At 63.7% G+C, this 23,389-nt stretch carries 25 protein-coding genes; 12 read left to right on the forward strand and 13 right to left on the reverse strand.

Annotation, left to right across the window (positions count from 1 at the left end):
• Window positions 1–5 precede the first annotated feature (5 nt).
• The 3 genes from argJ to ydiK all read left to right on the forward strand — a co-directional run bounded on the left by argJ (window position 6) and on the right by ydiK (window position 3,429).
• Window positions 6–1,232 (forward strand): bifunctional glutamate N-acetyltransferase/amino-acid acetyltransferase ArgJ, encoded by a 1,227-nt coding sequence (gene argJ / locus K420_RS0108410; RefSeq protein ID WP_027457665.1) that lies wholly within the window; start codon window positions 6–8, stop codon window positions 1,230–1,232.
• A 134-nt stretch (window positions 1,233–1,366) separates the two neighbouring features.
• Entirely contained in the window at window positions 1,367–2,278 is a 912-nt protein-coding gene (locus K420_RS18455; protein WP_051453019.1) for an ankyrin repeat domain-containing protein, read from the forward strand.
• A gap of 23 nt (window positions 2,279–2,301) precedes the next feature.
• The gene (gene ydiK, locus K420_RS18460) at window positions 2,302–3,429 is read left to right on the forward strand and encodes an AI-2E family transporter YdiK (protein ID WP_035854632.1); all 1,128 of its coding nucleotides are present in this window, start codon (window positions 2,302–2,304) and stop codon (window positions 3,427–3,429) included.
• On the opposite strand, the gene K420_RS0108425 is transcribed toward ydiK, so the two are convergent.
• Both K420_RS0108425 and apaG read right to left on the reverse strand, forming a co-directional pair.
• Window positions 3,385–3,978 carry a class I SAM-dependent methyltransferase gene (locus K420_RS0108425; RefSeq protein ID WP_027457666.1) on the reverse strand — a complete coding sequence of 198 codons (594 nt, stop codon included), beginning with the start codon at window positions 3,976–3,978 and terminating at the stop codon, window positions 3,385–3,387. The two genes, ydiK and K420_RS0108425, sit on opposite strands and share 45 nt — an antisense overlap.
• Entirely contained in the window at window positions 3,975–4,355 is a 381-nt protein-coding gene (apaG, locus tag K420_RS0108430) for a Co2+/Mg2+ efflux protein ApaG (RefSeq protein ID WP_027457667.1), read from the reverse strand. The genes K420_RS0108425 and apaG overlap by 4 nt, the downstream gene beginning before the upstream one ends.
• A gap of 36 nt (window positions 4,356–4,391) precedes the next feature.
• On the opposite strand from apaG, the gene rpe reads away from it, so the two are divergent.
• From rpe to trpE, 3 genes are all read left to right on the forward strand, one after another.
• Window positions 4,392–5,093 (forward strand): ribulose-phosphate 3-epimerase, encoded by a 702-nt coding sequence (rpe, locus tag K420_RS0108435; protein ID WP_027457668.1) that lies wholly within the window; start codon window positions 4,392–4,394, stop codon window positions 5,091–5,093.
• Between the two features lies 1 nt (window position 5,094).
• Window positions 5,095–5,766 (forward strand): phosphoglycolate phosphatase, encoded by a 672-nt coding sequence (locus K420_RS18465; protein ID WP_035854633.1) that lies wholly within the window; start codon window positions 5,095–5,097, stop codon window positions 5,764–5,766.
• A gap of 139 nt (window positions 5,767–5,905) precedes the next feature.
• Window positions 5,906–7,381, forward strand: a complete 1,476-nt coding sequence (gene trpE / locus K420_RS0108445; protein ID WP_027457669.1) for an anthranilate synthase component I — start codon at window positions 5,906–5,908, stop codon at window positions 7,379–7,381.
• A 71-nt stretch (window positions 7,382–7,452) separates the two neighbouring features.
• Here the strand turns inward: trpE and K420_RS0108450 are convergent, their stop codons facing one another.
• On the reverse strand, window positions 7,453–8,463 hold the full coding sequence (locus K420_RS0108450) for a glycosyltransferase family 2 protein (RefSeq protein ID WP_027457670.1): 1,011 nt from the start codon (window positions 8,461–8,463) through the stop codon (window positions 7,453–7,455).
• A 114-nt stretch (window positions 8,464–8,577) separates the two neighbouring features.
• On the opposite strand from K420_RS0108450, the gene K420_RS0108455 reads away from it, so the two are divergent.
• The 4 genes from K420_RS0108455 (at window position 8,578) to K420_RS0108470 (ending at window position 12,481) form a co-directional block, all read left to right on the forward strand.
• Window positions 8,578–9,150, forward strand: a complete 573-nt coding sequence (locus K420_RS0108455) for an aminodeoxychorismate/anthranilate synthase component II (protein WP_027457671.1) — start codon at window positions 8,578–8,580, stop codon at window positions 9,148–9,150.
• On the forward strand, window positions 9,147–10,175 hold the full coding sequence (gene trpD / locus K420_RS0108460; RefSeq protein ID WP_027457672.1) for an anthranilate phosphoribosyltransferase: 1,029 nt from the start codon (window positions 9,147–9,149) through the stop codon (window positions 10,173–10,175). Before K420_RS0108455 ends, trpD begins: the two co-directional genes overlap by 4 nt.
• Window positions 10,175–10,963, forward strand: coding sequence for an indole-3-glycerol phosphate synthase TrpC (gene trpC, locus K420_RS0108465; RefSeq protein WP_027457673.1), 789 nt, complete (start codon window positions 10,175–10,177; stop codon window positions 10,961–10,963). Before trpD ends, trpC begins: the two co-directional genes overlap by 1 nt.
• A gap of 348 nt (window positions 10,964–11,311) precedes the next feature.
• Window positions 11,312–12,481, forward strand: coding sequence for a porin (locus tag K420_RS0108470; RefSeq protein ID WP_027457674.1), 1,170 nt, complete (start codon window positions 11,312–11,314; stop codon window positions 12,479–12,481).
• 485 nt (window positions 12,482–12,966) lie between these two features.
• Here K420_RS0108470 and proB read toward each other — a convergent pair whose 3' ends face one another.
• From proB to rplU, 4 genes are all read right to left on the reverse strand, one after another.
• On the reverse strand, window positions 12,967–14,121 hold the full coding sequence (gene proB, locus K420_RS18470; RefSeq protein WP_051453020.1) for a glutamate 5-kinase: 1,155 nt from the start codon (window positions 14,119–14,121) through the stop codon (window positions 12,967–12,969).
• On the reverse strand, window positions 14,118–15,197 hold the full coding sequence (gene cgtA, locus K420_RS0108480) for an Obg family GTPase CgtA (RefSeq protein ID WP_027457675.1): 1,080 nt from the start codon (window positions 15,195–15,197) through the stop codon (window positions 14,118–14,120). The genes proB and cgtA overlap by 4 nt, the downstream gene beginning before the upstream one ends.
• Window positions 15,198–15,329: 132 nt before the next feature.
• Window positions 15,330–15,593, reverse strand: coding sequence for a 50S ribosomal protein L27 (gene rpmA / locus K420_RS0108485; protein ID WP_027457676.1), 264 nt, complete (start codon window positions 15,591–15,593; stop codon window positions 15,330–15,332).
• Between the two features lie 22 nt (window positions 15,594–15,615).
• On the reverse strand, window positions 15,616–15,927 hold the full coding sequence (gene rplU / locus K420_RS0108490; RefSeq protein WP_011289195.1) for a 50S ribosomal protein L21: 312 nt from the start codon (window positions 15,925–15,927) through the stop codon (window positions 15,616–15,618).
• Between the two features lie 128 nt (window positions 15,928–16,055).
• On the opposite strand from rplU, the gene K420_RS0108495 reads away from it, so the two are divergent.
• Both K420_RS0108495 and K420_RS20105 read left to right on the forward strand, forming a co-directional pair.
• Window positions 16,056–16,400 (forward strand): FKBP-type peptidyl-prolyl cis-trans isomerase, encoded by a 345-nt coding sequence (locus K420_RS0108495; protein ID WP_027457677.1) that lies wholly within the window; start codon window positions 16,056–16,058, stop codon window positions 16,398–16,400.
• Entirely contained in the window at window positions 16,397–17,722 is a 1,326-nt protein-coding gene (locus K420_RS20105) for a pseudouridine synthase (RefSeq protein ID WP_084019598.1), read from the forward strand. Before K420_RS0108495 ends, K420_RS20105 begins: the two co-directional genes overlap by 4 nt.
• 71 nt (window positions 17,723–17,793) lie before the next feature.
• Here the strand turns inward: K420_RS20105 and K420_RS0108505 are convergent, their stop codons facing one another.
• The 6 genes from K420_RS0108505 to K420_RS0108530 form a co-directional block, all read right to left on the reverse strand.
• Window positions 17,794–18,231, reverse strand: a complete 438-nt coding sequence (locus K420_RS0108505; RefSeq protein WP_027457679.1) for a MaoC family dehydratase — start codon at window positions 18,229–18,231, stop codon at window positions 17,794–17,796.
• 73 nt (window positions 18,232–18,304) lie between these two features.
• Window positions 18,305–19,504, reverse strand: coding sequence for an ABC transporter permease (locus K420_RS0108510; RefSeq protein WP_027457680.1), 1,200 nt, complete (start codon window positions 19,502–19,504; stop codon window positions 18,305–18,307).
• A 119-nt stretch (window positions 19,505–19,623) separates the two neighbouring features.
• Window positions 19,624–20,832, reverse strand: coding sequence for an ABC transporter permease (locus tag K420_RS0108515; RefSeq protein ID WP_027457681.1), 1,209 nt, complete (start codon window positions 20,830–20,832; stop codon window positions 19,624–19,626).
• Window positions 20,833–20,834: 2 nt separating this feature from the next.
• Complete coding sequence (locus tag K420_RS0108520; RefSeq protein ID WP_027457682.1) at window positions 20,835–21,518, reverse strand: ABC transporter ATP-binding protein; 684 nt, start codon at window positions 21,516–21,518, stop codon at window positions 20,835–20,837.
• Window positions 21,519–22,667 carry an efflux RND transporter periplasmic adaptor subunit gene (locus tag K420_RS0108525; protein ID WP_027457683.1) on the reverse strand — a complete coding sequence of 383 codons (1,149 nt, stop codon included), beginning with the start codon at window positions 22,665–22,667 and terminating at the stop codon, window positions 21,519–21,521.
• A 7-nt stretch (window positions 22,668–22,674) separates the two neighbouring features.
• Window positions 22,675–23,262 carry a hypothetical protein gene (locus K420_RS0108530; RefSeq protein ID WP_027457684.1) on the reverse strand — a complete coding sequence of 196 codons (588 nt, stop codon included), beginning with the start codon at window positions 23,260–23,262 and terminating at the stop codon, window positions 22,675–22,677.
• Between the last annotated feature and the right edge of the window lie 127 nt (window positions 23,263–23,389).

Genomic DNA, 23,389 nt, shown 5'->3' on the forward strand with positions numbered 1-23,389 from the left:
AACGAATGCCTGTCAATTACGCCACGCCTGCTGCTGACCAACTCCTTCCCGTCGCCGGTGTTCGCCTCGGTGTCGCCGAGGCTGAAATCCGCAAGAAGAACCGCCGCGACCTGACCCTGGTTGCGCTCGATGGCGGCTGCACCGTGGCCGGCGTCTTCACGCAGAACCGTTTCTGCGCGGCGCCGGTTCAGCTTTGCCGTAACCATCTGGCAACCGGCAAGGAAATCCGTGCCTTGGTCATCAATACCGGCATCGCCAATGCCGGCACCGGCGAGCCGGGGCGCCAGACGGCGCAGGCTTCCTGTGAAGCGGTGGCCGCGTTGCTGGGCATTGCTGCCGACCAGGTTCTGCCCTTTTCGACCGGCGTCATCCTCGAACCGCTGCCGGTCGACCGTCTGAAGGCCGGCCTGCCGGCTGCCAAGGCCGATCTGAAGGCGGACAACTGGCATGCCGCCGCGCACGCCATCATGACCACCGACACGGTGGCCAAGGCCGCTTCGCGCCGCATCACGGTGGGTGGTAAGACGATTACCGTTTCCGGCATCTCCAAGGGTGCCGGCATGATCAAGCCGAACATGGCGACCATGCTTGGTTTCGTCGCCACGGATGCCGGCATTGCCCAGTCCCTGCTCGACAAGTTGGTCAAGGAGGCGGCCGATGCGTCCTTCAACTGCATCACCGTCGATGGCGACACCTCGACCAACGACTCCTTCGTGATGATCGCCACCGGCCAATCCGGTGCAGCCTTCGCTTCGGAAGCCGATGCCGGCTGGGATGAGGTCCGGGCGGCCATCGTTGCCGTTGCCGTTGAGTTGGCTCAGGCCATCGTCCGTGACGGCGAGGGCGCCACCAAGTTCATCACCATCGCCGTGCAGGGGGGCAAGACGGTCGAGGAATGCCGCCAGGTCGGCTATGCCATCGGCCACTCGCCGCTGGTCAAGACGGCGTTCTTCGCGTCCGACCCCAACCTTGGCCGCATTCTGGCTGCCGTTGGCTACGCTGGCATCGCCGATCTCGATGTCGATGGCGTCAAGGTCTGGCTGGATGATGTGCTGGTTGCCGAGAACGGCGGCCGCGCGGCGGCCTATCAGGAAGCGGAGGGCGCCCGCGTCATGGCCCAGGCCGAGATCACCGTACGCGTCGACCTCGGTCGCGGCAATGCGCAGGCCAGCGTCTTCACCTGCGATTTCTCCTACGATTACGTCAAGATCAACGCCGACTATCGTTCGTAGCCGAATGCCCCGCGGGGCTACGAAGCAAACACAAGGCCCGCCGGTGTGCGGGCCTTGTCACGTGGAATGGGCGTTTGTGCTACCGGCCGGAAAGTTGTACTTTTGACCCATGATTTCCGGAGCGTCGGCGTGACATGAGCGATGACAAGCCCCCTCTCGCTTTTCTGCTGGACAGCGACTTTCGCAACAAGTACCCCCATCAATTGGTGGCACGCTTCCCTCATGTCGCCCGCAAAATCGAAGCGATGTGGGGTGACGCCGGAGCGACAGCGGATTATTTCACCGAATTGATGATCCCGAGCCGGCCCAATCGCCAGGGATTCCCGCCAGAAGTGGCGGCCGAGATCATGTCCTTGAGCATTGCCTACGATCGCATCGGTCATTTACTGGTGGCCGAGGAGGCGCCTGTCCGCGCTCCGCTGGCTGCATATCAATGGGATCAGGAGCGCCTGGTCAAAGAGATCGAAAACCTGGGCTTCGCCTTCAGTCGCGAAGGCTTTGCCAAGGCTGCCGAGGCGGGTAATCATCAAGTTTGTGCCATGTTCGTACAGGCCGGTTTTGATGTCGATACGCGCGATGCACGGGAATGGACCCCGCTGACGATCGCCGCCTTCCACGGCCGTGAACAGTTGGCGCTGATGTTGCTCGAATGCGGGGCCGATCTTTTCGCCAAGGATCGCGGGGGTTACACCCCCTTGCACTGGGCGGCCTTCAGCGGTTATCCGGTGGTGGTGAAACTACTGCTTGATAGGGGCGTGCCGGCCAACGTGCTGAGCAACGCTGGAATCAGCCCCCTGCTGCAAGCAGCGGCCCGCGGTCATCTGGCGGTGGTGAATCAACTGCTTGATCGCCAGGCCAATCCCAACCTGGATGCGAATGACGGCTCCACCCCGTTGCTCAAGGCTGTTGCCAACGGCCATCTGGCGGTGATCCAGGTCTTGCTCAATGCCGGGGCCCATCGGCAGGTGACACTGGCAGACGGTACGACGCTCGACGACATTGTCGCGAAGACAAAGGATCTGCGAATCCGCGCTATATTCGGCTGATTCCCGTTTTCCTTTTTGCTGCCATGACCGATATCCGCCGCGACCTGGCGCGCAATACCCTGGCCATCCTCTGTATTCTCGGTCTGATCGGCCTGAGCCTGTGGGTCTTGCGCCCCTTCCTGGCCGCTTCGGTCTGGGCGGCCATGCTGGTCGTCGCCACCTGGCCGCTCTTCCGTGGGCTGGAAGAACGTCTCGGCGGGCGGCGCGGCGTCGCGGTGGCGTTGATGAGCCTCGCCATGCTCCTCCTCCTCGTGCTGCCCCTGTGGCTGGCGATCGACACCATGCTCGATCATGCGGATCAACTGGCGGCAGCGGGCAAATCCGTCGCAGCCCATGGTCTGCCACTGCCACCGGCCTGGGTCGGTGCCTTGCCCCTGGTGGGCGAGCGGATCGCAACGGCCTGGAGCCAACTGGCGGCCGGTGGAACGGCAGGTGTGTTCGCCAAGGCGATGCCCTACGCCACCGATGCCGGCAAATGGCTGCTGGCCCAGGTTGGTGGCCTGGGCGGCATGCTCATCCAGTTCCTGCTGGTTGTCACGATTTCCGCCATTTTCTATTCGGGCGGTGAGTCGGGCGCGCGCATGGCGAGGCGTTTCGGCCGCCGGTTGGCCGGCGAGCGGGGCGAGAATTCAATCATCCTGGCTGGTCAGGCGATACGTGGCGTGGCGCTGGGCGTGGGCGTCACGGCCATCGTCCAGACAGCGCTCGGCGGCATCGGCCTCGCTGTCGCCGGTGTGCCTTTGGCTTCCCTGCTGTCTGCCCTCATGCTGATGTTGTGCATTGCGCAGATCGGGCCGATGCTGGTGCTCTTGCCGGCGGCCGGCTGGCTGTTCTGGACGGAGGCTACCGGCTGGGCCAGCTTCCTGCTGGTGTGGAGTCTGGTCGTTGGCAGCCTGGACAACTTCCTGCGTCCGATGCTCATCAAGCGTGGCGCCGATCTGCCGCTGCTGCTGATCTTTGCCGGGGTGATTGGCGGCATGCTCGGTTTCGGGCTGATCGGCATCTTCGTCGGGCCGGTCGTGCTGGCCGTGACCTACACGCTGATGCTGGCCTGGATCGAGGACGCACTCGGCAAGGACGAGCCGGAGCCGCTCCCGGTCGAGCCCCTAGTACCGGCGCAGGCGGATCATCCGGAACCAACCGCCGGCTAGGGCTGGTTGGTCGTGCTCCAGCGCCAGTTGTGGTGCCGCGGGGAGCAGGTCTTCAAACACGACATCGAGCCGGGTAGCCACCCGGCGCACCAGCGGATTGGCCAGTCGGCGCAGCAGGGCTGGCTGGCCACGACGCAGGAACTTGTCGAATACCAGCACGCTGCCACCGGGTTTGACGATGCGGGCAATTTCGGCGAAGCAGGCGGCCGGGTGCGGGACGACGGCCAGGATCAGGTGTAGCACGGCATGGTCAAAGGCGCCATCGGCAAACGGCAGGCGCTGGGCGTCACCTTGCACGGGGGCGAAATCGACCGGGCCGACGCGCGACAGGGCGCGGCGCAGCATGGCGTGGGTCAGGTCCAGCCCGATGTAGTGGTGCTGCGCCGGCAGGTGCGGCAAATCCAGTCCGGTGCCGACCCCGGCCAGCAGCACGCGGCCGGGGTCGGTCGGCAGGGCCGCCAGGCTGCGTTGCCGGGCCGCCCGCGTGGCACGGGCCAGCATCGCATCGTAGAAGGGCGCGATCAGCGTGTAGGTGTGTTTGAGGCTCAATGCAGGGCGCGCGGCGTGGCAAGTACGAATTCCGGAATTTCGGCTTCGAAGTGCGTGCCATCCTCGGCCACCATCTGGTAGGTGCCTTTCATCGTGCCGATCGGCGTCGTCAGCGACGAGCCGCTGGTGTATTCGTAGCTTTCGCCCGGTTGCAGCAGCGGCTGCTGGCCGACGACGCCCAGGCCGCGCACTTCCTGAATCGTATTGTGTGCATCGGTGATGATCCAGTGTCGGGAAACCAGCTGGGCTGCAATCTGCCCGGTGTTGGTGATGGTGATCGTGTAAGCGAAGATGTAGCGGTCATTTTCCGGATCGGATTGCTCCGGAATGAACTGCGGGCGGGGATGGACTTCGATACGATACTTGTTGTCGGGCATGGGATAATTTCGGTTGTTCTTGTGGAAGGGGTCATTATGTCAGCCAAAGATTACGTCATCGCACCGAGCATCCTGTCCGCCAACTTCGCCAAACTGGGCGAGGAAGTGGCCAACGTCATTGCCTCGGGAGCCGACTGGATTCACTTTGACGTGATGGACAACCATTATGTTCCCAACCTGACCATCGGCCCACTGGTTTGCGAGGCCATCCGGCCGTGCACGACGGCACCGATCGACGTGCATCTGATGGTCAAGCCGGTCGATCGCATCATTCCCGATTTCGTGAAAGCCGGGGCCAACATCATCACCTTCCACCCGGAGGCCTCCGAGCACATCGACCGCAGCCTGTCGCTGATTCGCGACGGCGGCTGCCAGGCCGGCCTGGTCTTCAACCCGGCTACCCCGCTCGACCACATGGACTACGTCATGGACAAGCTCGACCTCATCCTGCTGATGAGCGTCAACCCGGGTTTCGGCGGTCAGAAATTCATCCCCGGCACGTTGGCCAAGGCGAAGCAGGCCCGCGCCAAGCTCGATGCCTACGAGCGCGAAACCGGCCGCCGCATCCGCCTTGAAATTGATGGTGGCGTGAACACTGCCAACATCGCCGAAATCGCCCGTGCCGGCATCGATGCCTTTGTCGCCGGTTCGGCCGTCTATGGGGCCGGCAAGGACAGCGATCCGCACCGCTACGATTCGATCATTGGTGCGCTGCGCAGCGAACTGGCCAAGGTCTGAGATGCGTTTCCAATCGGTCACCTTCGACCTTGACGGCACCCTGCTCGACACCATCGCCGACCTGGCCGAAGCCTGCCGCCTGATGCTCGACGAGATCGGCGCCCCGCAGCGCACCCCGGCCGAGGTGCACAGCTTCGTCGGCAAGGGCATGGCGGTACTGGTTGAGCGTTGCCTGACCCACGACAAGCCGCCGACGGCCGAGGCGCTGCAGGCCGCCATCGAATCCTTCAAGCGTCATTACACCGAGGTCAACGGTCGTTTCACGCTGGTGTATCCGGGTGTGCTCGACGGCCTGAAGGCGTGGCAAGCCAGCGGCGCGAAAATGGGCGTCGTGACCAACAAGCCCGGCATGTTTACCGAGGCGCTGCTCGACCGCATGGGCATGAGCGATTTCTTCGACGTAATCGTTTCCGGTGATACCACCGCCCACAAGAAACCGCATCCCGAGCCCATCCTGCACGCCTGCCGCCTGTTCGGCGTGCGGCCCGACCGCAATCTGCACATCGGTGATTCCGAAAACGACATCCACGCCGCCCATGCCGCCGGTTGCCCGGCCTTTTGCGTGCCCTACGGCTACAACGAAGGCAAGCCGGTGGACAGTGCCGATTGCGATGCGCTAGTATCCGATCTGCTTGCTGCCTACCAGCAAGCCCTCACCTTCAAGACCTCCTGACGAAATGACCCCCTTGCATCACTGGAACATCGAGCTTCGTTGGCGCCGCTGGCGTCCGTAATCGCTCGTCCGTTCGGCGCCCACGTTGAGACAGGGCGCATGCAGTGTGCAAAAACAACCGTCATTTTCGAGGCTTCCCATGACTGAAACCGAATTCAACGCGCTGGCCGCGCAAGGCTACAACCGTATCCCCGTTTCGCTGGAGACGTTTGCCGACCTCGACACCCCGCTGTCGATCTACATGAAACTGGCCAACGGCCCCTACACCTACCTGCTCGAATCCGTGCAGGGCGGCGAGCGTTTCGGCCGCTACTCCATCATCGGCCTGGCTGCCCAGACCCGCATTGTGGTCAATGGCCACCAGGTGCTGGTGCTGACCGGGAACCGCATCGCTGAGCGCGAGGACGATACCAATCCGCTCGACTTCATCGGCAAGTACATGCAGCGCTTCCGTGCCCCGCCGGCCAGCGGCCTGCCGCGTTTCTGCGGTGGTCTGGTCGGCTGTTTCGGCTACGACACCGTGCGCTATGTCGAAACCCGCTTGACCCGTACGAACAAGCCGGACGAAATCGGCACGCCGGACATCGGCCTGCTGCTCTCCGAAGAATTGGCTGTCGTCGACAACCTGTCCGGCAAGCTGACCCTGATCGTCTACGCCGAGCCCGGCTTCCCCGGCGCCTACCAGAAGGCGCGTTCCCGCCTGAAGGAGTTGCTCGGCAAGCTGCGCACGCCAGTGACTTTGCCGGCCGAACAGCCAGTGCATTCCGAGCCGGCGGTATCCACCTTCGGCGAGGCTGCCTTCAAGCAGGCCGTGCTCAAGGCCAAGCGCTACATCACCGAGGGTGACATCATGCAGGTCGTGCTGTCGCAACGGATGACCAAACCGTTCATGGCCAGCCCGCTGGCCCTGTACCGCACCCTGCGCAGCCTGAATCCGTCGCCTTACATGTTCTATTTCGACTTCGAGGACTACCATGTCGTCGGCGCCTCGCCGGAGATCCTGGTACGCCTGGAGGGCGAGCGGGTCACCGTGCGACCGATTGCCGGTACCCGCAAACGCGGTGCTTCGCCGGAAGAGGATGCCGCACTGGCCGTCGAACTGCTGGCCGATGAGAAGGAACGCGCCGAGCACACCCAGTTGCTCGATCTCGGTCGTAACGACTGCGGCCGCGTCGCCAAGGTCGGTTCGGTCAAGGTCACCGAAAACATGATCGTCGAGCGTTACTCGCACGTGATGCACATCGTCTCGAACGTCGAAGGCAGGCTGCAGCCCGGTCTCGATGCCCTCGACGTGCTGCGCGCCACCTTCCCGGCCGGTACCGTGTCCGGCGCCCCCAAGGTGCGGGCCATGGAAATCATCGACGAACTGGAGCCGGTCAAGCGCGGCATCTACGCCGGCTCGGTCGGCTACCTCAGTTTCAACGGCGACATGGACGTCGCCATCGCCATCCGCACCGGCGTCATCAAGGACAAGAAACTGCATGTCCAGGCCGGGGCCGGCATCGTCGCGGATTCGAATCCCGAATCGGAATGGCAGGAAACCCAGAACAAGGCCCGGGCCGTGCTACGCGCCGCCGAGCTGGCCGAACAAGGTCTCGATACCCGCTTCAACTGAGCGGGGGCAGCATGTTCGCGCAAAAAAGCCGCTCATTCGGAGCGGCTTCTCGGGCTGCCTTGGCGGGTGGTTCAGTCTGGCTGGTGCCAGGCTTCGTCGGCAGCCAGTTCCGGCATCTGGCGCGCCGAGTAGGAACGGACGGTGCCCGACTCGAAATAGATGCGGGCGAGCAGCTCGGACAGCACGCCGGTGGTGATGAAATGTACGCCGGCGATCAGTGTGCCGATGCCGACAATGAGCAGCGGCCGGCCGCCGATCGACTCGCCCAGTCCGAACTTCACCCAGGCCAGCCAGGCCAGCACCAGGCCGGAAATGGCGGTCAGCGCCAGGCCGATGCTGCCGAAGAAATGGCCGGGGCGGGCACGGAAGCGCATGAAGAAATAAACCGCGATCAGGTCGAGGATGACACGGAAGGTGCGCGAAATACCGTACTTGGAAACGCCAGCCGTGCGGGCGTGGTGCGTCGTCGGCTCCTCGGCGATGCGGCGCGGCGTCGTCACGGTCGCCATCCAGGCCGGGATGAAGCGGTGCATTTCACCGTACAGGCGGACGCGCTTGATCACGTCGCCGCGATAGGCCTTCAGGCTGCAGCCGTAGTCGCGCAGCTTGACACCGGTCATGCGGGCGATCAGGCGGTTGGCGATCTTCGACGGAATCTTGCGCAGGAACAGGCCGTCCTGGCGGTTCTGCCGCCAGCCGGCGACCAGGTCGAGGTCTTCATTGAGCAGGCGGGCGACCATCCGCGGAATGTCCACTGGGTCGTTCTGCAGGTCGCCGTCCATGGTCACGATCACGTCGCCGCGCGCTGCATCCAGGCCAGCCTGCATGGCGGCGGTCTGCTTGAAGTTGCGGGTCAGTTCGACGACGCGGACATGCGGCCCATATTCGCGCGCACACTGCATGGCGCGATCCACCGTCGCATCGCTGCTGCCGTCGTCGACCAGCACCAGTTCCCACGGATGCTGGTAACCGGCCAGCGCCTCATGCACCCGCTTGACCAGCGGCGCGATGTTGTCTTCCTCGTTGTAGAACGGGACGACGATGGAGAGGCTGTGCGGCGGAATGGAGAGAGCGGCGGTCATAAACGGGTCCGGCGGGAAAGGGCGCATTTTAGCGTGAAAGCATGCTCCTTCGCCTGCCCGGCGTGTCGCCGAGGTAGAATTCATGACTAACCAAACAGGCAAGGAATCAACAGCATGCTGCTGATGATCGATAATTACGACAGCTTCACCTACAACATCGTCCAGTATTTCGGCGAGCTCGGGCAGGACGTCCGGGTGTTCCGCAACGATGCGATCACGCTGGCCGAGATCGCCCGGCTCAAGCCCGATTATCTGGTCATTTCTCCCGGCCCCTGCGCGCCGGCCCAGGCCGGTATCTCGCTTGCCGCGATCAAGGAATTCGCCGGCAAGATTCCGTTGCTCGGCGTCTGTCTCGGCCACCAGTCCATCGGCGAAGCCTTCGGCGGCAAGATCGTGCACGCCAAGCAGCTGATGCACGGCAAGGTGTCGCCAGTGCATCACAAGGATATCGGCGTCTTCAAGGGCTTGCCCAACCCGCTGACTTGCACGCGCTACCACTCGCTGGCCATCGAGCGCGAATCGCTGCCCGATTGCCTGGAGATCACCGCCTGGACGGACGATGGCGAGATCATGGGCGTTCGCCACAAGACGCTGGCGGTCGAGGGCGTCCAGTTTCACCCCGAATCCATCCTGACCGAGCGCGGTCACGACCTGTTGAAGAATTTCCTCGAGGAACACCAGAAATGACCCCGCAAGCCGCCCTGCAGCGTGTCATCGAGCACCGCGAAATCTTCCATGACGAAATGATCTCCCTGATGCGCCAGATCATGGGCGGCGAGGTGTCGCCGGTCATGATCGCCGCCATCATCACCGGGCTGCGCGTCAAGAAGGAAACCATCGGCGAGATTGCCGCCGCCGCCAGCGTCATGCGGGAGTTGGCGACGCCGGTCAAGGTGCCTTATGACAAGCATTTTGTCGATATCGTTGGCACCGGGGGCGATGCGGCCCATACCTTCAATATCTCCTCGACCTCGGCCTTCGTCGTGGCCGCCGCCGGCGGCAGGGTCGCCAAGCACGGCGGGCGGAGCGTGTCGTCCAGTTCCGGCGCGGCCGACGTGCTGGAGGCGCTCGGTGCCAACATCATGCTGTCGCCCGAACAGGTTGCCGCCTGTATCGCGGAAACCGGCTTTGGCTTCATGTTCGCGCCGAATCATCACAGCGCCATGAAGCACGTCGCGCCGGTTCGTCGCGAGATGGGGGTCCGTACCATCTTCAACATTCTCGGCCCGCTGACCAATCCGGCCGGTGCGCCGAACACCCTGATGGGGGTTTTCCATCCCGACCTCGTCGGCATTCTTGTGCGCGTCATGCAGCGCCTGGGCGCCGAGCGCGTGCTGGTTGTGCACGGCAAGGATTGCCTGGACGAAATTTCCCTCGGTGCCGCCACCATGGTCGGTGAACTGAAGGATGGTGAAGTCCGTGAGTACGAGATCCATCCGGAAGACTATGGCTTGCAGATGCAGTCCTTGCGCCAGTTGCGCGTCGGCAGCGCCGGGGAATCCCGGGAAATGCTGCTCGGCGTTCTTGCCAACCAGCCCGGTGCGGCACGCGAAATTGTCTGCCTCAACGCCGGTGCCGCGCTCTATGTCGCCAATGTGGCGGAAAGCATCGGCGACGGTATCGCCAAGGCCCGCGAAGCCATCGCCAGCGGCGCGGCGCGCGCCAAGCTCGACCAGTTCGTGCAATGCACGCAACGATTGGGTGGTCGGTGATGGCTGATATTCTCGATAAAATCGTCGCGACCAAGTACGAAGAGGTCGCCGCCGCAAGGGCAGTCAAGCCGTTGGCCGCAGTCGAGGTCGAAGCGGCCGCCCAGGCGGCGCCGCGCGATTTCGTGGGCGCCATCCGCCGCAAGATTGCCGCCGGCCAGCCAGCCGTCATCGCCGAGATCAAGAAGGCCAGCCCTTCCAAGGGCATTATTCGCCCGGATTTCAAACCGGCCGACATCGCCCGCAGCTACGAGCAGCACGGCGCAGCCTGTCTGTCGGTGCTGACCGACCGTCAATACTTCCAAGGCTGCCCGGAATATTTGCAGCAAGCCCGTGCCGCATGCAATCTGCCGGTGCTACGCAAGGACTTCATGGTCGACGCCTACCAGGTCGCCGAAGCGCGGGCGATGGGGGCCGATGCCATCCTGCTTATCGCCGCTGCTCTGAGCCTGCCCGACATGCAGGCGCTTGAAGCACAGGCCATGGGCTACGGCATGGCCGTGTTGGTCGAGGTCCACAACGGGGAAGAACTCGATGTCGCGCTACAGCTGCAGACGCCGTTGCTCGGTATCAATAACCGTAACCTGCGTACTTTCGACGTCACGCTCGATACCACCCTCGGGCTGCTGTCCCGCATTCCGCATGACCGCATCGTCGTGACCGAAAGCGGCATCCTCAAGTCGGACGATGTCGCTTTGATGCGTACCAACAAGGTCGATGCCTTCCTGGTCGGCGAAGCCTTCATGCGGGCCAGCGAGCCGGGGGAAGAACTCGCCCGCTTGTTTGCGTGAGGATATCCGGGCTGGGCTTCTCCGCAGTTACCTGACAATTTACTGGCCCTAATTAAAAAAGCCATCATTCCGGTTGGCCAGCCGTCAGCCAACGCTGTTGGCTCTCCAATTTAATCGAGGGGGGGCTTGGAAACCCCCGTCTGCCAGGTTGGAAAGGCTTTTCGCTCGGTCTGGCAGATGTGTTGCGCCAATGCAACAAAGGGCGGTTTTAGTGTGGCAACGACGCATTCGAAGGTTGCTGCCGGCTTTGGCTCTTTGCGACAATCGACGCAACTTCTCGATCCGAGAGGTAAAGCTTGGTCTGGCCCGCGGGTCAGATCAAAAACTAACCACTAAGGAGATTTTCTGATGCAAAAGAAGATTATCGCTCTGGCAGTTGCTGCTCTGGCTTCTTCGGCCGCTTTCGCCCAAACCAACGTCACCATCTACGGCGTTGCTGACGCAACCTTCGACAGCGTTCGCGCTACTGGTTCGACTGGCAACAGCGATCGCCTGGATTACAACAACCGCAATCGCGTTACCGCCAACTCTTCCTACATCGGTTTCAAGGGTGTTGAAGATCTGGGCAACGGTCTGAAGGCTGTCTTCCAGTTCGAAAACGGTCTGACCACCGAAAACGGCGCTGCTGGCGTTTGGAACAACCGCGACTCCTACGTTGGTCTGTCCAGCAACTACGGCACCCTGCTGATGGGTAACCTGACTGGCCCGACCCGCGCTCTGGGTGCCAAGTTTGACGTTAACACTGGCGCTACTGGCATTGGTGCTAACACCGCTCTGCTGGGCAAGCTGGGTGGTGGTGCTGGTGCAGGTGCTTTCGACCAGCGCATCAACAACGCTATCGCTTACGTTTCCCCGAACTTCGCTGGCTTCAGCGGTGTTATCGGCTACTCCACTGGCCTGACCAATACCTTCAACGGTACCGCGCTGGCTGGTCGTGAGTCTATGGGTCAAGATAATGCCAACCAAGGTAACACCGCTTGGACCCTGGGCCTGAACTATGAAACTGGCCCGATCTATGCTGGTTATGCTTACACCGCCGTGAATGCCGCGGGTAATGGTTCCCTGGCTTCTGATGGCCTGGCCGCCGGCTGGAACAAGCTGGACGATCACCGCGCTGCCGTTATGTACAAGGCTGCCTTCGGTCAAGTGGGCGTTCTGTTTGACCGTGCTCGTATCAACCTGACCAACGGCGACGATCTGAAGCAAAACGTTTGGTATCTGTCTGGTAAGTTCAACGTTGGTCGCGGTGCTGTTCTGGCTCAGTGGGGTCACGCGGGCGACGTCAAGAACAACGTGCAAGATCAGGAAGGTGCTAACCACTACGTTCTGGGCTACGAGCACAACCTGTCCAAGCGTACCGTCCTGAAGGCTGTTTATAGCCGCATCAACAACAAGAACAACGCTAACTACGACTACATGTACGGTGTTTCCAACGCTAACTCCACCGCCACTACCGCTGGTGTTGCTGATGGCGCTGCCGTTCAAGGTTTCTCCTTCGGCGTACGTCACTCCTTCTAATCTGGCTTAAACCAGATCTAGATACAAAAACGGGAGCTTCGGCTCCCGTTTTTCTTTGAGGTGTCAGATTCTGTCGATGCCTTTCAGCAACCGCTGAACTGGACCAATCACTATGCTCCTCCTCGTGGTGCGGTGATTCCCGGTTAACTCAACTCTGAGCCATTCGCCGTTGCGTTAGTCCTGAAGCAACAAATCCGCGGGGTGCCCAAGTCTCTTACTTGGCAGACGTATTTGCCGTATTTGGGCGGATTTCTTGATTTCAATTGAGATAGTCTGCTCCGCCTGTTGCGCCCAAAATCACGCCGCAGACTTTGGCGACGGTCAAGGTAAACAGGGGGAGACCTCAGTTTTGCCGGTTTCGGCAGGAGAGCAGCATAGGGATGCTTGAATTCTTACGCCAAAGCGCTGTCCAATAAGTGGGCTGATGACTTGCTGTTCTCGGGGGGGGGGGCGTAGTGAGCGCCGTATCTGAAGTTGTCCCTTTTTTAGTGTGAGAAGTTGCCAATCCGAGGTCCTGCTCCGTCGAGCAGGATCAGATTGTCGCGGTGGATGATCTCGGGCTCATCGACGTAGCCAAGGAGTTCCTCGATTTCGCCGGTCGATTTGCGGGCGATCAGGCGAGCTTCGCCGCTGCCGTAGTTGCTTAGGCCGCGGGCGATTTCCTTGCCGCTCGGGTCGATGCAGGCGACAGCGGCGCCACGTTCAAATTCACCGTCCACGGTAACGACGCCAATCGGGAGCAGGCTTTTGCCGGCAGCCAGGGCTTGCACGGCGCCAGCGTCAAGCATCAGGCGGCCGGCAAGTTGCAGGTGATCGGCCAGCCATTGCTTGCGGGCAGCGAGGGGCTGGGTTTGGGCGGTGAGCAGCGTGCCGACGGATTCGCCGGTGGCCAGGCGCAGGATGGCATCGGTTTCCCGGCCATTGGCAATGACGGTGTGGGCGCCACTGCGGGCGGCGCGCTTGGCGGCAATAACCTTGGTGATCATGCCGCCGGTGCCGACCGAACTGCCGGCGCCGCCGGCCATGGTTTCGAGTGCGGGGTCGCCGGCAGTGGCCTCGCTAACCAGTGTAGCGGCCGGGTCCTTGCGCGGATCGGCGGTGTACAACCCTTGCTGATCGGTGAGGATAATCAGCGCATCGGCTTCGATCAGGTTGGCGACCAGGGCGCCCAGGGTGTCGTTGTCGCCAAACTTGATTTCGTCGGTAATGACTGTGTCGTTTTCGTTGATGATCGGGACGACGCCGAGTTCGAGCAGGGTGGCGAGCGTTGACCGGGCATTCAGATAGCGTTTGCGGTCAGCGAGATCGTCATGGGTGAGGAGCAGTTGCGCGGTGTGCAGACCGTGCTGCATGAAAGCGGCTTCATAAACTTCGACCAGCCCGGCCTGGCCAACAGCGGCGGCGGCCTGTTTTTCGTGCACGGTTTTCGGTCGGCGCCCCCAGCCCAGGCGTTGCACGCCACAGGCGACGGCGCCGGAGGAAACGAGCACGATTTCCTTGCCTGCGGCGCGTAATTGGGTGATCTGGCGGGCCCAGTCGGCAATGGCGGCGAGATCAAGGCCATTGCCGTTGTTGGTAACGAGGGCTGAGCCGACTTTGACGACCAGTCGGCGAGACGTCGCAAGCTGTGTCTTGCTCATGCGCCGGCCTCAGGGGGTTCGTCTGTCGGGGTATCGTCGGTTTCGACTGGAATGGCCATCTGTTCCAGCGCTTCCTGAATGGCGTAGATCAGCGGCTTAGTGCCTTCGCCGTTGATGGCGGCGATGGTGAAGACCGGGCCGTCGTATTTCATGGCTTTCTTGTAGGCCTTCAGGAAGTCCTTTACGGCCTTTTCGCGGTCTTCTTCCGGGATCAGGTCGAGTTTGTTGAGCACCAGCCAGCGCGGCTTGGCGGCGAGTTCCGGGTCGTGTTTTTCGAGTTCGCCGACGATGGCCTTGGCATCCTTGACCGGGTTGGCATCCGGGTCGATCGGGGCGATGTCGACGAGGTGGAGCAGGATGCGGGTGCGCTGCAGATGCTTGAGGAAGCGGATGCCGAGGCCGGCACCATCGGCGGCGCCTTCGATCAGGCCGGGTACGTCGGCGACGACGAAACTCTTTTCGGCACCGACGCGGACAACGCCGAGGTTCGGGTGCAGCGTCGTGAAGGGATAGTCGGCGACTTTCGGACGGGCGGCCGAGATGGCGCGGATCAGCGTGCTCTTGCCGGCGTTGGGCAGGCCGAGCAGGCCGACGTCAGCGATGACGCGCAGTTCGAGGCCGAGTTCGAATTCCTCGCCGGGGTCGCCCTTGGTGCATTGGCGCGGGGCGCGGTTGGTCGAGGATTTGAAATGGATGTTGCCGAGGCCGCCCTTGCCGCCCTTGGCGATCAGCACCTTCTGGTCGTGCTCGGCGAGGTCGGCCAGCACTTCGCCGGTGGCGAGGTCGGTGACCACGGTGCCGACCGGCATGCGCAGCACGATGTCGTCGCCGCCTGCGCCGTAGCAGTCTGCGCTGCCGCCGTTTTCGCCGCGCTGGGCGAGGAACTTGCGGGTGTAGCGGTAATCGACCAGCGTGTTGATGTTGCGGTCGGCCACGACATAGACGCTACCGCCTTTGCCGCCGTCGCCGCCGTTCGGGCCGCCCATCGGGATGTATTTCTCGCGCCGGAAGGTGGCGATGCCGTTGCCGCCGTCGCCGGCCTTCACAAAGATTTTTGCTTCGTCGATGAACTTCATGGTGTGTTCTTCCTGCCTCGTGTGAGGCGTTGATGCTTTATCGGGCTGGGCTCTCGGGGAAAGCGCAGGCCGATAAAGCAAAAAGCCCTATCCGGGCGGATAGGGCTTTTCTGATTCTTCCGCCGGGCCGAATTATTCGGCGGCCGGAACGATCGACACGGTGCGGCGCTTCTTTTCACCCTTGACGGTGAACTGGATCACGCCGTCCTTCAGGGCGAACAGGGTGTGATCCTTGCCGCAGCCAACGTTTTCGCCCGGGTGGAATTCGGTGCCGCGCTGGCGAACGATGATGTTGCCAGCCAGGACGAATTGACCGCCGTAGCGCTTGACGCCCAGTCGTTGTGCCTGTGAGTCGCGGCCGTTACGCGAACTACCGCCTGCCTTTTTGTGTGCCATTTAACTAGCTCCTTGTCTGAACTTAGGCAGCGATCGTGTCGATGCGCAGTTCGGTGTAGTTCTGACGATGGCCCTGACGCTTCTGGTAGTGCTTGCGACGGCGCATCTTGAAAATCTTGACCTTGTCGTGACGGCCGTGGGAAACCACGGTGCACTTGACGGTGGCGCCAGCAAGGAAGGGGGCGCCGATCTTCACGGACTCGCCTTCACCTACCATGAGGATCTGATCGAGCGTGACTTCTGCGCCAACGTCTGCCGGTATCTGTTCTACTTTGAGTTTTTGGCCAGCGGAAACGCGATACTGCTTGCCGCCGGTTTTTATGACCGCATACATGGGTTGGACTCCGAAATTAATACAAAGGGTACTACGAAGAACCGCGCATTATACGGAGAAACTCCGATAAGTCAAAGGGTTTTCAATGGCTTATGGTAGACTTCCCGCCTTTCGCAAAGGAGCGTTTCATGGCTGAGATCACCACTGCCTCCGGGCTGGTTTATGAGGATACCGTCGTCGGCGAAGGCGCCGAGGCCAAGGCCGGTCATTTCGTGACCGTGCATTACACCGGCTGGCTGACCAACGGCAGCAAGTTCGATTCCAGCAAGGATCGCAACGATCCCTTCCAGTTCCCGCTCGGCCAGGGCCATGTGATCAAGGGCTGGGACGAGGGCGTGCAGGGCATGAAGATCGGTGGCGCCCGCAAGCTGACCATTCCGGCCCACCTGGGCTACGGTGCCCGGGGAGCCGGCGGTGTGATTCCGCCGAACGCGACGCTGGTTTTCGAGGTTGAGCTGCTCGACCTGCAATGAGCGAATCAGGCAAGGATAATCCGGGCGACCCGTGGGCCAAGTGGCGCAAGCCGGAGGCCGGCGCCACGAAGGTCGACCGGAAAGGCGAGCCCAAGTCGGAAGCCAGGCCTGCCGCGCCGCCGGTTGAGTCGGCGGCCGCCGAGCCGCTGGCTGACAAGCCGGCAGCGAACCCTTCCGGCACGCTGGGGGTGAACAAGGCGGCGCTGGGCGAGCCAGGGGCGCGCAAACGCCCGCTGCGCGGCGGCGCCTTGCCGCGCAAGCCGCGTTCAGGCGTGACTGAAACGTCTGGCGCGCCACCGCGCGAAAAAACGTCGGGTGCTTCTGGCAAGCCGGCCGAGCGCAAGGCGGATCGTCCGGATGCTCTGCGCAAGCCGCGTCCGGAGTCCGTTGCCGGCGAAAATCCGTGGGCGCCTGCTGGCAAGCCCCGGGAAGTGCGGGGCGACCGGCGGGACGAGCGCGTTGCCCGGCCGGTCAAGGCGACTGCGCCGTCCGCGGAGAGCCCCTGGGCATCGGCCGGCAAGCCGGCCGAGCGGCGCCCGGTTCGACCGGTAGACAAGGGGCCCGTTACGGCACCGGTTGCCCGGGCCGATGCACCGAGCGGTGTCCGCCTGTCCAAGGTGATGTCCGAACGCGGCCTGTGTTCGCGCCGCGAGGCTGACCTGTGGATCGAGCGCGGCTGGGTGTTCGTCAATGGTGAGCAGATCAGCGAACTGGGTACACGCATCGATCCGTCGGCGGACATCACGATTTCGAAGGCAGCGCAGAAGGATCAGGCCAAGCAGGTCACTATCCTGTTGCACAAGCCGGTCGGTTACGTTTCCGGCCAGCCGGAACCCGGTTGCATTCCAGCCGTCACGCTGATTACGCCGGAAACCCAGGTGGTGCAGTCGGGCGACCCGGAATTCAAGCCGTGGATGCTGCGTGGCCTGGCCCCGGCCGGGCGGCTGGACGTCGATTCGACCGGTCTGCTGGTGCTGACCAGCGACGGTCGGGTAGCCAAGCGGCTGATCGGCGAGGACAGCCAGGCCGAAAAGGAATACCTGGTGCGCGTTTCCGGCGAGATGATCAAGGGCGGCCTCGACTTGTTGCGCCATGGCCTGGAACTTGACGGCAAGCCGTTGAAGCCGGCCTGGGTCAAGCAGCTCAATGAGGACCAGTTGCACTTCATCCTCAAGGAAGGCAAGAAGCGGCAGATTCGTCGCATGTGCGAACTGGTCGGCTTGAAGGTGATTGGCCTGAAGCGCGTGCGCATCGGCCGGATTCGCCTGGGCGACCTGCCGTTGGGGCAGTGGCGCTTCCTGCGCGAGGGCGAGGCCTTCTGATTGGAGGCTGCCCGTTCCCTCAATGAAAACGCCGGCTCGCAGCCGGCGTTTTTGTTTGGGAGCAGCGGCGATCAGACGGTGCCGACCGGCTTGGCAGCGCGCACCGGCGGCATCATCAGGCATTCGCCGTCGATCACGGTCTTGCCGCCGACGGTGCACACGGTGTCGAGGATGACGCGGTTCTTCTCGACATTGACTTCGCGCACGGTGACGGTGGCGGTGACGGTGTCGCCCGGCTTGACCGGGGCCTTGAACTTCAGGGTTTGCGACAGGTAGATGGTGCCGGGGCCGGGCAGCTTGTTGGCCAGCGTGGCGGAGATGAAGCCGGCGGAGAGCATGCCGTGGGCGATGCGGGTGCCGAACATGGTGCCCTTGCAGTATTCCTCGTCGAGGTGGGCCGGGTTCACGTCGGTCGAAATGCCGGCGAACAGGATGATGTCGGCTTCGGTGACGGTCTTGGAGGTGCTGGCGGACATGCCGGGATGCAGCTGATCGATGTGATAGGTCATGCTGGACTCCTTGCGTTTGATCGGTTGGGAAAAAGGCACTCTACCATACTGATGCGTATGGATGAATAGCCCCTCACTCGGCGCGCAAGGCTTCGACCGGGTCGAGCAGCGCGGCGCGGCGGGCAGGCAGCACGCCGGCGGCGAGGCCGATGGCGATGGCCAGGCCTTCGGCGAGGAGCACGAAGGTGAGCGGCGTGTGCACCGGCAGGGCAGGGAGCAGGAGGTGGATCAGCTGCGCCAGCCCGAAGCCGATGGTCAGGCCGAGCAGGCCGCCGATCGCGGAGAGCGCGATGGCCTCGCCGAGAAAAAGCAGCAGGATGGTGCGGCGCGGTGCGCCGAGCGCGACGAGCAGGCCGATCTCGCCGGTCCGCTCGCTGACTGCGATGGTCATGATGGTGACGATGCCGACTCCGCCAACCAGCAGCGAAATGCCCCCCAGGGCGCCGACGGCCATGGTCAGCACATTGAGGATGTTGGACAGCGTCGCCATCATCTCCTCCTGCGTGACGATGGTGAAATCCTCGCGGCCATGGCGTTCGATCAGCTGCTGGCGGATGCGCTCGGCAACGACCTTGGCGGGTGCCCCTTCCGCCACCGCCAGGTTGATCTCGTCGACACCCTCGCGGTTGAACAGCTCCTGGCCGCGTGCAGCGGGGATGAATACCGTGTCGTCGAGGTCGATGCTGAGGAACTGGCCCTTTGGCTCCAGTACGCCGATGATGCGGAATTGCAGGCCGCCAATGCGCAGGCGCTGGCCGAGCGGGCTATCGGGGCCGAACAACTCGTCCTTGACCTTGGCGCCGAGCACGGCGAAGGCGCGGGCGCTACCGGCTTCGTCGGGGGGCAGGAACTGACCGCTGCGCACGGTCGATTTGAATACCTTCTGCGACTGGCTGTTGACGCCATAGACCAGCGTCCGCCGCGTCCGGCCATTGCCTTCGACCTCGGCATTGCCGCGGACCTGGGGCGTTACCGCCAGGATGTGCGGCAGGCGTTCGAGCGAACGGGCATCGTCCAGCGTCAGCGGCCGGGCGCTCGACGGCAGGCCGGAGGGGGTGCCGCCGGTTTTCGTCTTGCCCGGCAGGGCGGTGATGTTGTTGGTGCCGAACTGGCTGAATTCGCCGAGCACGAAACGGTGGATGCCTTCGCCGATCGAGGTAAGCAGTATGACGGCCGCGATGCCGACGGCGATGCCAAGCAGGGTCAGGAAACTGCGCAGGCGTTGCGCGGTGATGGCGCGCAGGGCGAGGTTGAGGGCATCGGTGAACAGCATGGGCGCTTAGCGTCCACCGCCAAGGCGCGGCGGCACCAGGGCGTTGCCCAGCAAGGCAAGGACGGAATGGCTGTGTACGGACGCGGCGGTTTGGCGCCTGGGCGGTGGACTTTGCATCGTCAGCGCTTCATCAAGGCCTGTACCGGATCCAGTTGCGCGGCCCGCCGCGCTGGCATGACGCCGAACAGCAGGCCGGTGCCGATGGCAGTACCCAGGCCGGCGATCACCGCCCACTCCGGCGGATAGGCGGGAAAGACGGGAAAGAGCTGGCGCAGCACGAAGGCGCCGATCTGGCCGAGGCCGTAGCCGACCAGGGCACCGGCTGCCGAGAGCATGGCGGCCTCGCTCAGGAAAGCGAGGCGGATGGTGCGTGCCGAGGCGCCAAGTGCCTTGAGCAGGCCGATTTCGCCGGTGCGCTGGGTGACGGCGACGAGCATCACGTTCATGACCAGGATGCCGGCCACGGCCAGGCTGATCGCGGCGATGCCGGCGACGGCCAGGGTCAGCGCGCCGAGCAGCTTGTCGAAGGTGGCGAGGATGGCGTCCTGGGTGATGACGGTGACGTCCTCCTCGCCGCGATGGCGCTGCTTCAACAGGCTGAGCGCCGCTTCCTTGACGGCCGGGATGGCGTCGCGGCTGTTGGCTTCGAGCATGATGCGGAACAGGGTGTTCGAGTTGAACATCGCCTGGGCCAGGGCGACCGGCACGATGACCAGTTCGTCGGTATTCATGCCCAGCCCCTGTCCGCTCGGCTTGAGTACCCCAATGACGCGCAGGCGGCGGTCGCCAATGCGGATCAGCTGGCCGAGGGCCGGCGTGGCGCCGAACAGTTCCTCGTGCAGCTTGGCGCCGATAATGGCGACCGACGAGCCGTGGTTCCAGTCCTCGTCGGGCAATGCCTTGCCCTGGGCCAGCTCGAAATGGCGGATCGGGATGAATTCGGCCGTCGAGCCGGCAACCATGACTTCGCGCAGCTTGCCGCCGAAGGCCATTTCCGAGGTGCCGACGGCGAGCGGCGCGACGCGGCGGACATGGGGCAGGCGACGCAGGCTGGCGGCATCGTCGATAGTCAGGTCGCGCGGCGTGCTGGTAATGGCGTTCGCCGGGTTGAAGCCGCCTGTGCCGGAGCGGCCGGGCAGCACGATGACCAGGTTGGTGCCGAGCGATGAGAACTGCCCCACGACATAACGCCGCGCCCCGTCGCCCAGTGCGGTGAGCAGTACGACGGCGGCGACGCCGATGGCCATGGCCAGCACCGACAGCGCGGTACGCACCGGGTAGCCGGTGGCGGCATCGCGGGCAAAACGCAGGGTGTCGGCCAGGCGCATGGCTAGCTGCGTGCCGAATCGCGCTGCAGCCGGCCGTCCTCCATGGCCAGCTGGCGGCGGGCGCGGGCGCCCAGCGTCGCGTCGTGGGTGACGACGACCAGCGTAACGCCGCGGTCATTCAGTTCTTCGAGCAGGTGGATGACCTCGTCGCCGGTATGGCGGTCGAGGTTGCCGGTCGGCTCGTCGGCAAGCAGCAGCGGCGGCTGCATGATCGTGGCGCGGGCGATGGCAACGCGCTGGCGCTGGCCGCCGGACAACTGGTCCGGCTTGTGGTCGGCCCGCTGGTCCAGACCGAAATCCTTGAGTGCCTTGGCGACGCGCCGGTTGCGCTCGGCGGCGGGGATGCCGGCCAGCATCATCGGCAGTGCGATATTCTCGGCGGCGGTCAGGCGCGGCACGAGGTGAAAGCTCTGGAAAACGAAGCCGATCTTGGCGCTGCGTACCTTGGCCTGCTCGTCGGGCGACAGCGTCGTCACATCGCGTCCGTCGAGCCGGTAGGTGCCGGACTGCGGCCGGTCGAGCAGGCCGAGCAGGTTTAGCAGCGTCGATTTGCCGGAGCCGGAGGGGCCCATCACGGCGACGTATTCACCGGCGGTGATCTGCAAATCCAGCCCGGCCAGCGCATGGACCGTCGTGTCGCCGAGCTGGAAGCGGCGCTCGATGCCGGCCAGTTCGATCAGTGCCATCTATTTGCCGGCCGGCTTCTCTTCCGGCGTCACCAGGGCTCCGGCCTTGATACCGGCCCGTTCGAGCGAGGTGACGATGCGTTCGCCGGCCTGCAGGCCCTCGGTGATTTCGCTGTATTCCCAGTTGGCCAGGCCGATCCGGATCGCGCGCGCGTCGAGCTGGCCGCTGGCGGGGTTGTACACCAGCACCGTGTTGCCTTCCTGGATGGCGGCGGTTGGCACGCGCAATACGTTGTCGCGGACGGCAAGAATGATCTCGACATCGGCACTGTAGCCGACCAGCAGCTTGCCCGCTTCGGTTGCCCGCTCGAAATCGACTTCGATATCGACCGTGCGCGCCTGCTTCTCGACTGCCGAGACGTAGGGCGCGACACGCCGCACCTTGCCGGGCAGCGTCTTGCCGGGCAGTGCGTCGAGGGTGATGCGGACCGGCTGGCCGACGGCGATCTTGGGCGCGTCAACTTCGTCCATCGGCGCCGTGATATAGAGGCAGGTGTCGTCGATCAGGTCGATGGCCGGCGGGGTCGGCACGCCGGGGGGCGAGGGCGTTGAATATTCACCCAGCTCGCCGACGATCTTGGCGACGATGCCGTCGAACGGGGCGTAGAGCGCGACGCGACCCTGCTCGACGCGGGTCGCCTTGAGCCTGGCCTCGGCCTGCGCGACGTCGGCCTTTGCCGTGTTGCAGGCGGCGCGGCGGACTTCGGCTTCGGTGCGGGCGGCCTCTTCCTTGCTGGCCGAGACGAAGCCCTTGCCGCGCAGGTCGGCCTGGCGTCGGGCCTCGTTTTCGGCGTTGGTGGCAGCGATACAGGCTTCCTCGCTGCGCTTGGCAGCCAGCGTGATCTGCGCCTGGGCCAGGCTGGCCTGGGCCTGCTGGTCGTCGTTCCACAGCTTGAGCAGCAGCTGGCCCTTCTTCACCCGGTCGCCTTCCTTGACGGCGAGTACCTCGATACGGCCGCCCATGATGGTCGACAGCTTGGTGCGCTGGCAGGCGTCGACGGTGCCGGCCCGGGTGTTGGCCAGTGTCGCTTCGACGCGGCCGGGGCCGATTTCGGCCAGAACGACCGGGATGGACTTGGGTCGGGTGATGAAGAACAGCCCGCCGCCGATGAGCAGCAGTATGACGAGAGCGATGGCGATGCGGCGCATGGAAATCCTAACGGAAGCCGGGCAGCCAGCCCGATTGCTGATGGCCCCAGACCGGTTCGAGCGTACCCTGGTAGAGCGCCTCGATGACCGGTGGCTCCGGCCAGGGCTCATCCATGAAGGTCAGGCCGATTTCCTCGACGGTGCGGCCCGACCAGTAGTGGTCGGCGACTTCATCGAGCGCGGCGAGCGACAGGCTGTGCGGCAGGCGCAGGTAATCGAGCCAGCTGGCATCGTGGAACGAACAGATGTAGGCGCCCTTGGTTTGGGCGCAGACCAGGTTCTTGCCGAAGACGCGGTCCGGATGCTTGTGGCGGAAGGTCATCGCGTCGGTCCGCGTGGCGAACTGCAGCAAGGCGTGCAGGCGGCTGGGGAAGTGGTTGTAGCGGCGCTGGCGGAAATATTCGAGATGGTATTCGGCGAAGTAGTTCTGCACCAACAGCAACTGGTCACCCGCTTGCGGCGCCCCGCCTTCCGGTGCGGCCAGCGTCGCACCGAACGGGCTGCCTTTCAGGATGTCCCAGCCCGGCAGCTCGGCACCGGGGTCGAGCCAGCAGAACAGCTCCAGCGTAGCGGTGTCCTTGATCAGGTTGTCCATGGTGCGGCAGCGTCGGGGGCGTGGGCCATATTGTGGGGCAAGGCGCAGTTTAGGCCAATCGGGGCGGGCCGGGTTGATGCGAATCACCTCGCATTATTCGCTTTGTCATATCATTCGATATTCTTGT

It is taken from the genome of Dechloromonas agitata is5, assembly GCF_000519045.1.
Taxonomy (GTDB): domain Bacteria; phylum Pseudomonadota; class Gammaproteobacteria; order Burkholderiales; family Rhodocyclaceae; genus Azonexus; species Azonexus agitatus.

Excerpts from the sequence above, each read along its gene's own strand:
- proB (WP_051453020.1), bottom strand. The coding sequence starts at position 14,121 with ATGAGCAAGACACAGCTTGCGACGTCTCGCCGACTGGTCGTCAAAGTC.
- K420_RS20105 (WP_084019598.1), top strand. The coding sequence starts at position 16,397 with ATGAGCGAATCAGGCAAGGATAATCCGGGCGACCCGTGGGCCAAGTGG.
- K420_RS0108530 (WP_027457684.1), bottom strand. The coding sequence starts at position 23,262 with ATGGACAACCTGATCAAGGACACCGCTACGCTGGAGCTGTTCTGCTGG.
- K420_RS0108495 (WP_027457677.1), top strand. The coding sequence starts at position 16,056 with ATGGCTGAGATCACCACTGCCTCCGGGCTGGTTTATGAGGATACCGTC.
- K420_RS0108510 (WP_027457680.1), bottom strand. The coding sequence starts at position 19,504 with ATGCTGTTCACCGATGCCCTCAACCTCGCCCTGCGCGCCATCACCGCG.
- K420_RS0108515 (WP_027457681.1), bottom strand. The coding sequence starts at position 20,832 with ATGCGCCTGGCCGACACCCTGCGTTTTGCCCGCGATGCCGCCACCGGC.
- K420_RS18455 (WP_051453019.1), top strand. The coding sequence starts at position 1,367 with ATGAGCGATGACAAGCCCCCTCTCGCTTTTCTGCTGGACAGCGACTTT.
- trpE (WP_027457669.1), top strand. The coding sequence starts at position 5,906 with ATGACTGAAACCGAATTCAACGCGCTGGCCGCGCAAGGCTACAACCGT.
- apaG (WP_027457667.1), bottom strand. The coding sequence starts at position 4,355 with ATGCCCGACAACAAGTATCGTATCGAAGTCCATCCCCGCCCGCAGTTC.
- K420_RS0108450 (WP_027457670.1), bottom strand. The coding sequence starts at position 8,463 with ATGACCGCCGCTCTCTCCATTCCGCCGCACAGCCTCTCCATCGTCGTC.
- rpmA (WP_027457676.1), bottom strand. The coding sequence starts at position 15,593 with ATGGCACACAAAAAGGCAGGCGGTAGTTCGCGTAACGGCCGCGACTCA.
- K420_RS0108525 (WP_027457683.1), bottom strand. The coding sequence starts at position 22,667 with ATGCGCCGCATCGCCATCGCTCTCGTCATACTGCTGCTCATCGGCGGC.
- ydiK (WP_035854632.1), top strand. The coding sequence starts at position 2,302 with ATGACCGATATCCGCCGCGACCTGGCGCGCAATACCCTGGCCATCCTC.
- cgtA (WP_027457675.1), bottom strand. The coding sequence starts at position 15,197 with ATGAAGTTCATCGACGAAGCAAAAATCTTTGTGAAGGCCGGCGACGGC.
- K420_RS0108520 (WP_027457682.1), bottom strand. The coding sequence starts at position 21,518 with ATGGCACTGATCGAACTGGCCGGCATCGAGCGCCGCTTCCAGCTCGGC.
- rpe (WP_027457668.1), top strand. The coding sequence starts at position 4,392 with ATGTCAGCCAAAGATTACGTCATCGCACCGAGCATCCTGTCCGCCAAC.
- K420_RS18465 (WP_035854633.1), top strand. The coding sequence starts at position 5,095 with ATGCGTTTCCAATCGGTCACCTTCGACCTTGACGGCACCCTGCTCGAC.
- rplU (WP_011289195.1), bottom strand. The coding sequence starts at position 15,927 with ATGTATGCGGTCATAAAAACCGGCGGCAAGCAGTATCGCGTTTCCGCT.
- K420_RS0108470 (WP_027457674.1), top strand. The coding sequence starts at position 11,312 with ATGCAAAAGAAGATTATCGCTCTGGCAGTTGCTGCTCTGGCTTCTTCG.
- K420_RS0108455 (WP_027457671.1), top strand. The coding sequence starts at position 8,578 with ATGCTGCTGATGATCGATAATTACGACAGCTTCACCTACAACATCGTC.
- trpD (WP_027457672.1), top strand. The coding sequence starts at position 9,147 with ATGACCCCGCAAGCCGCCCTGCAGCGTGTCATCGAGCACCGCGAAATC.
- trpC (WP_027457673.1), top strand. The coding sequence starts at position 10,175 with ATGGCTGATATTCTCGATAAAATCGTCGCGACCAAGTACGAAGAGGTC.
- K420_RS0108505 (WP_027457679.1), bottom strand. The coding sequence starts at position 18,231 with ATGACCTATCACATCGATCAGCTGCATCCCGGCATGTCCGCCAGCACC.
- argJ (WP_027457665.1), top strand. The coding sequence starts at position 6 with ATGCCTGTCAATTACGCCACGCCTGCTGCTGACCAACTCCTTCCCGTC.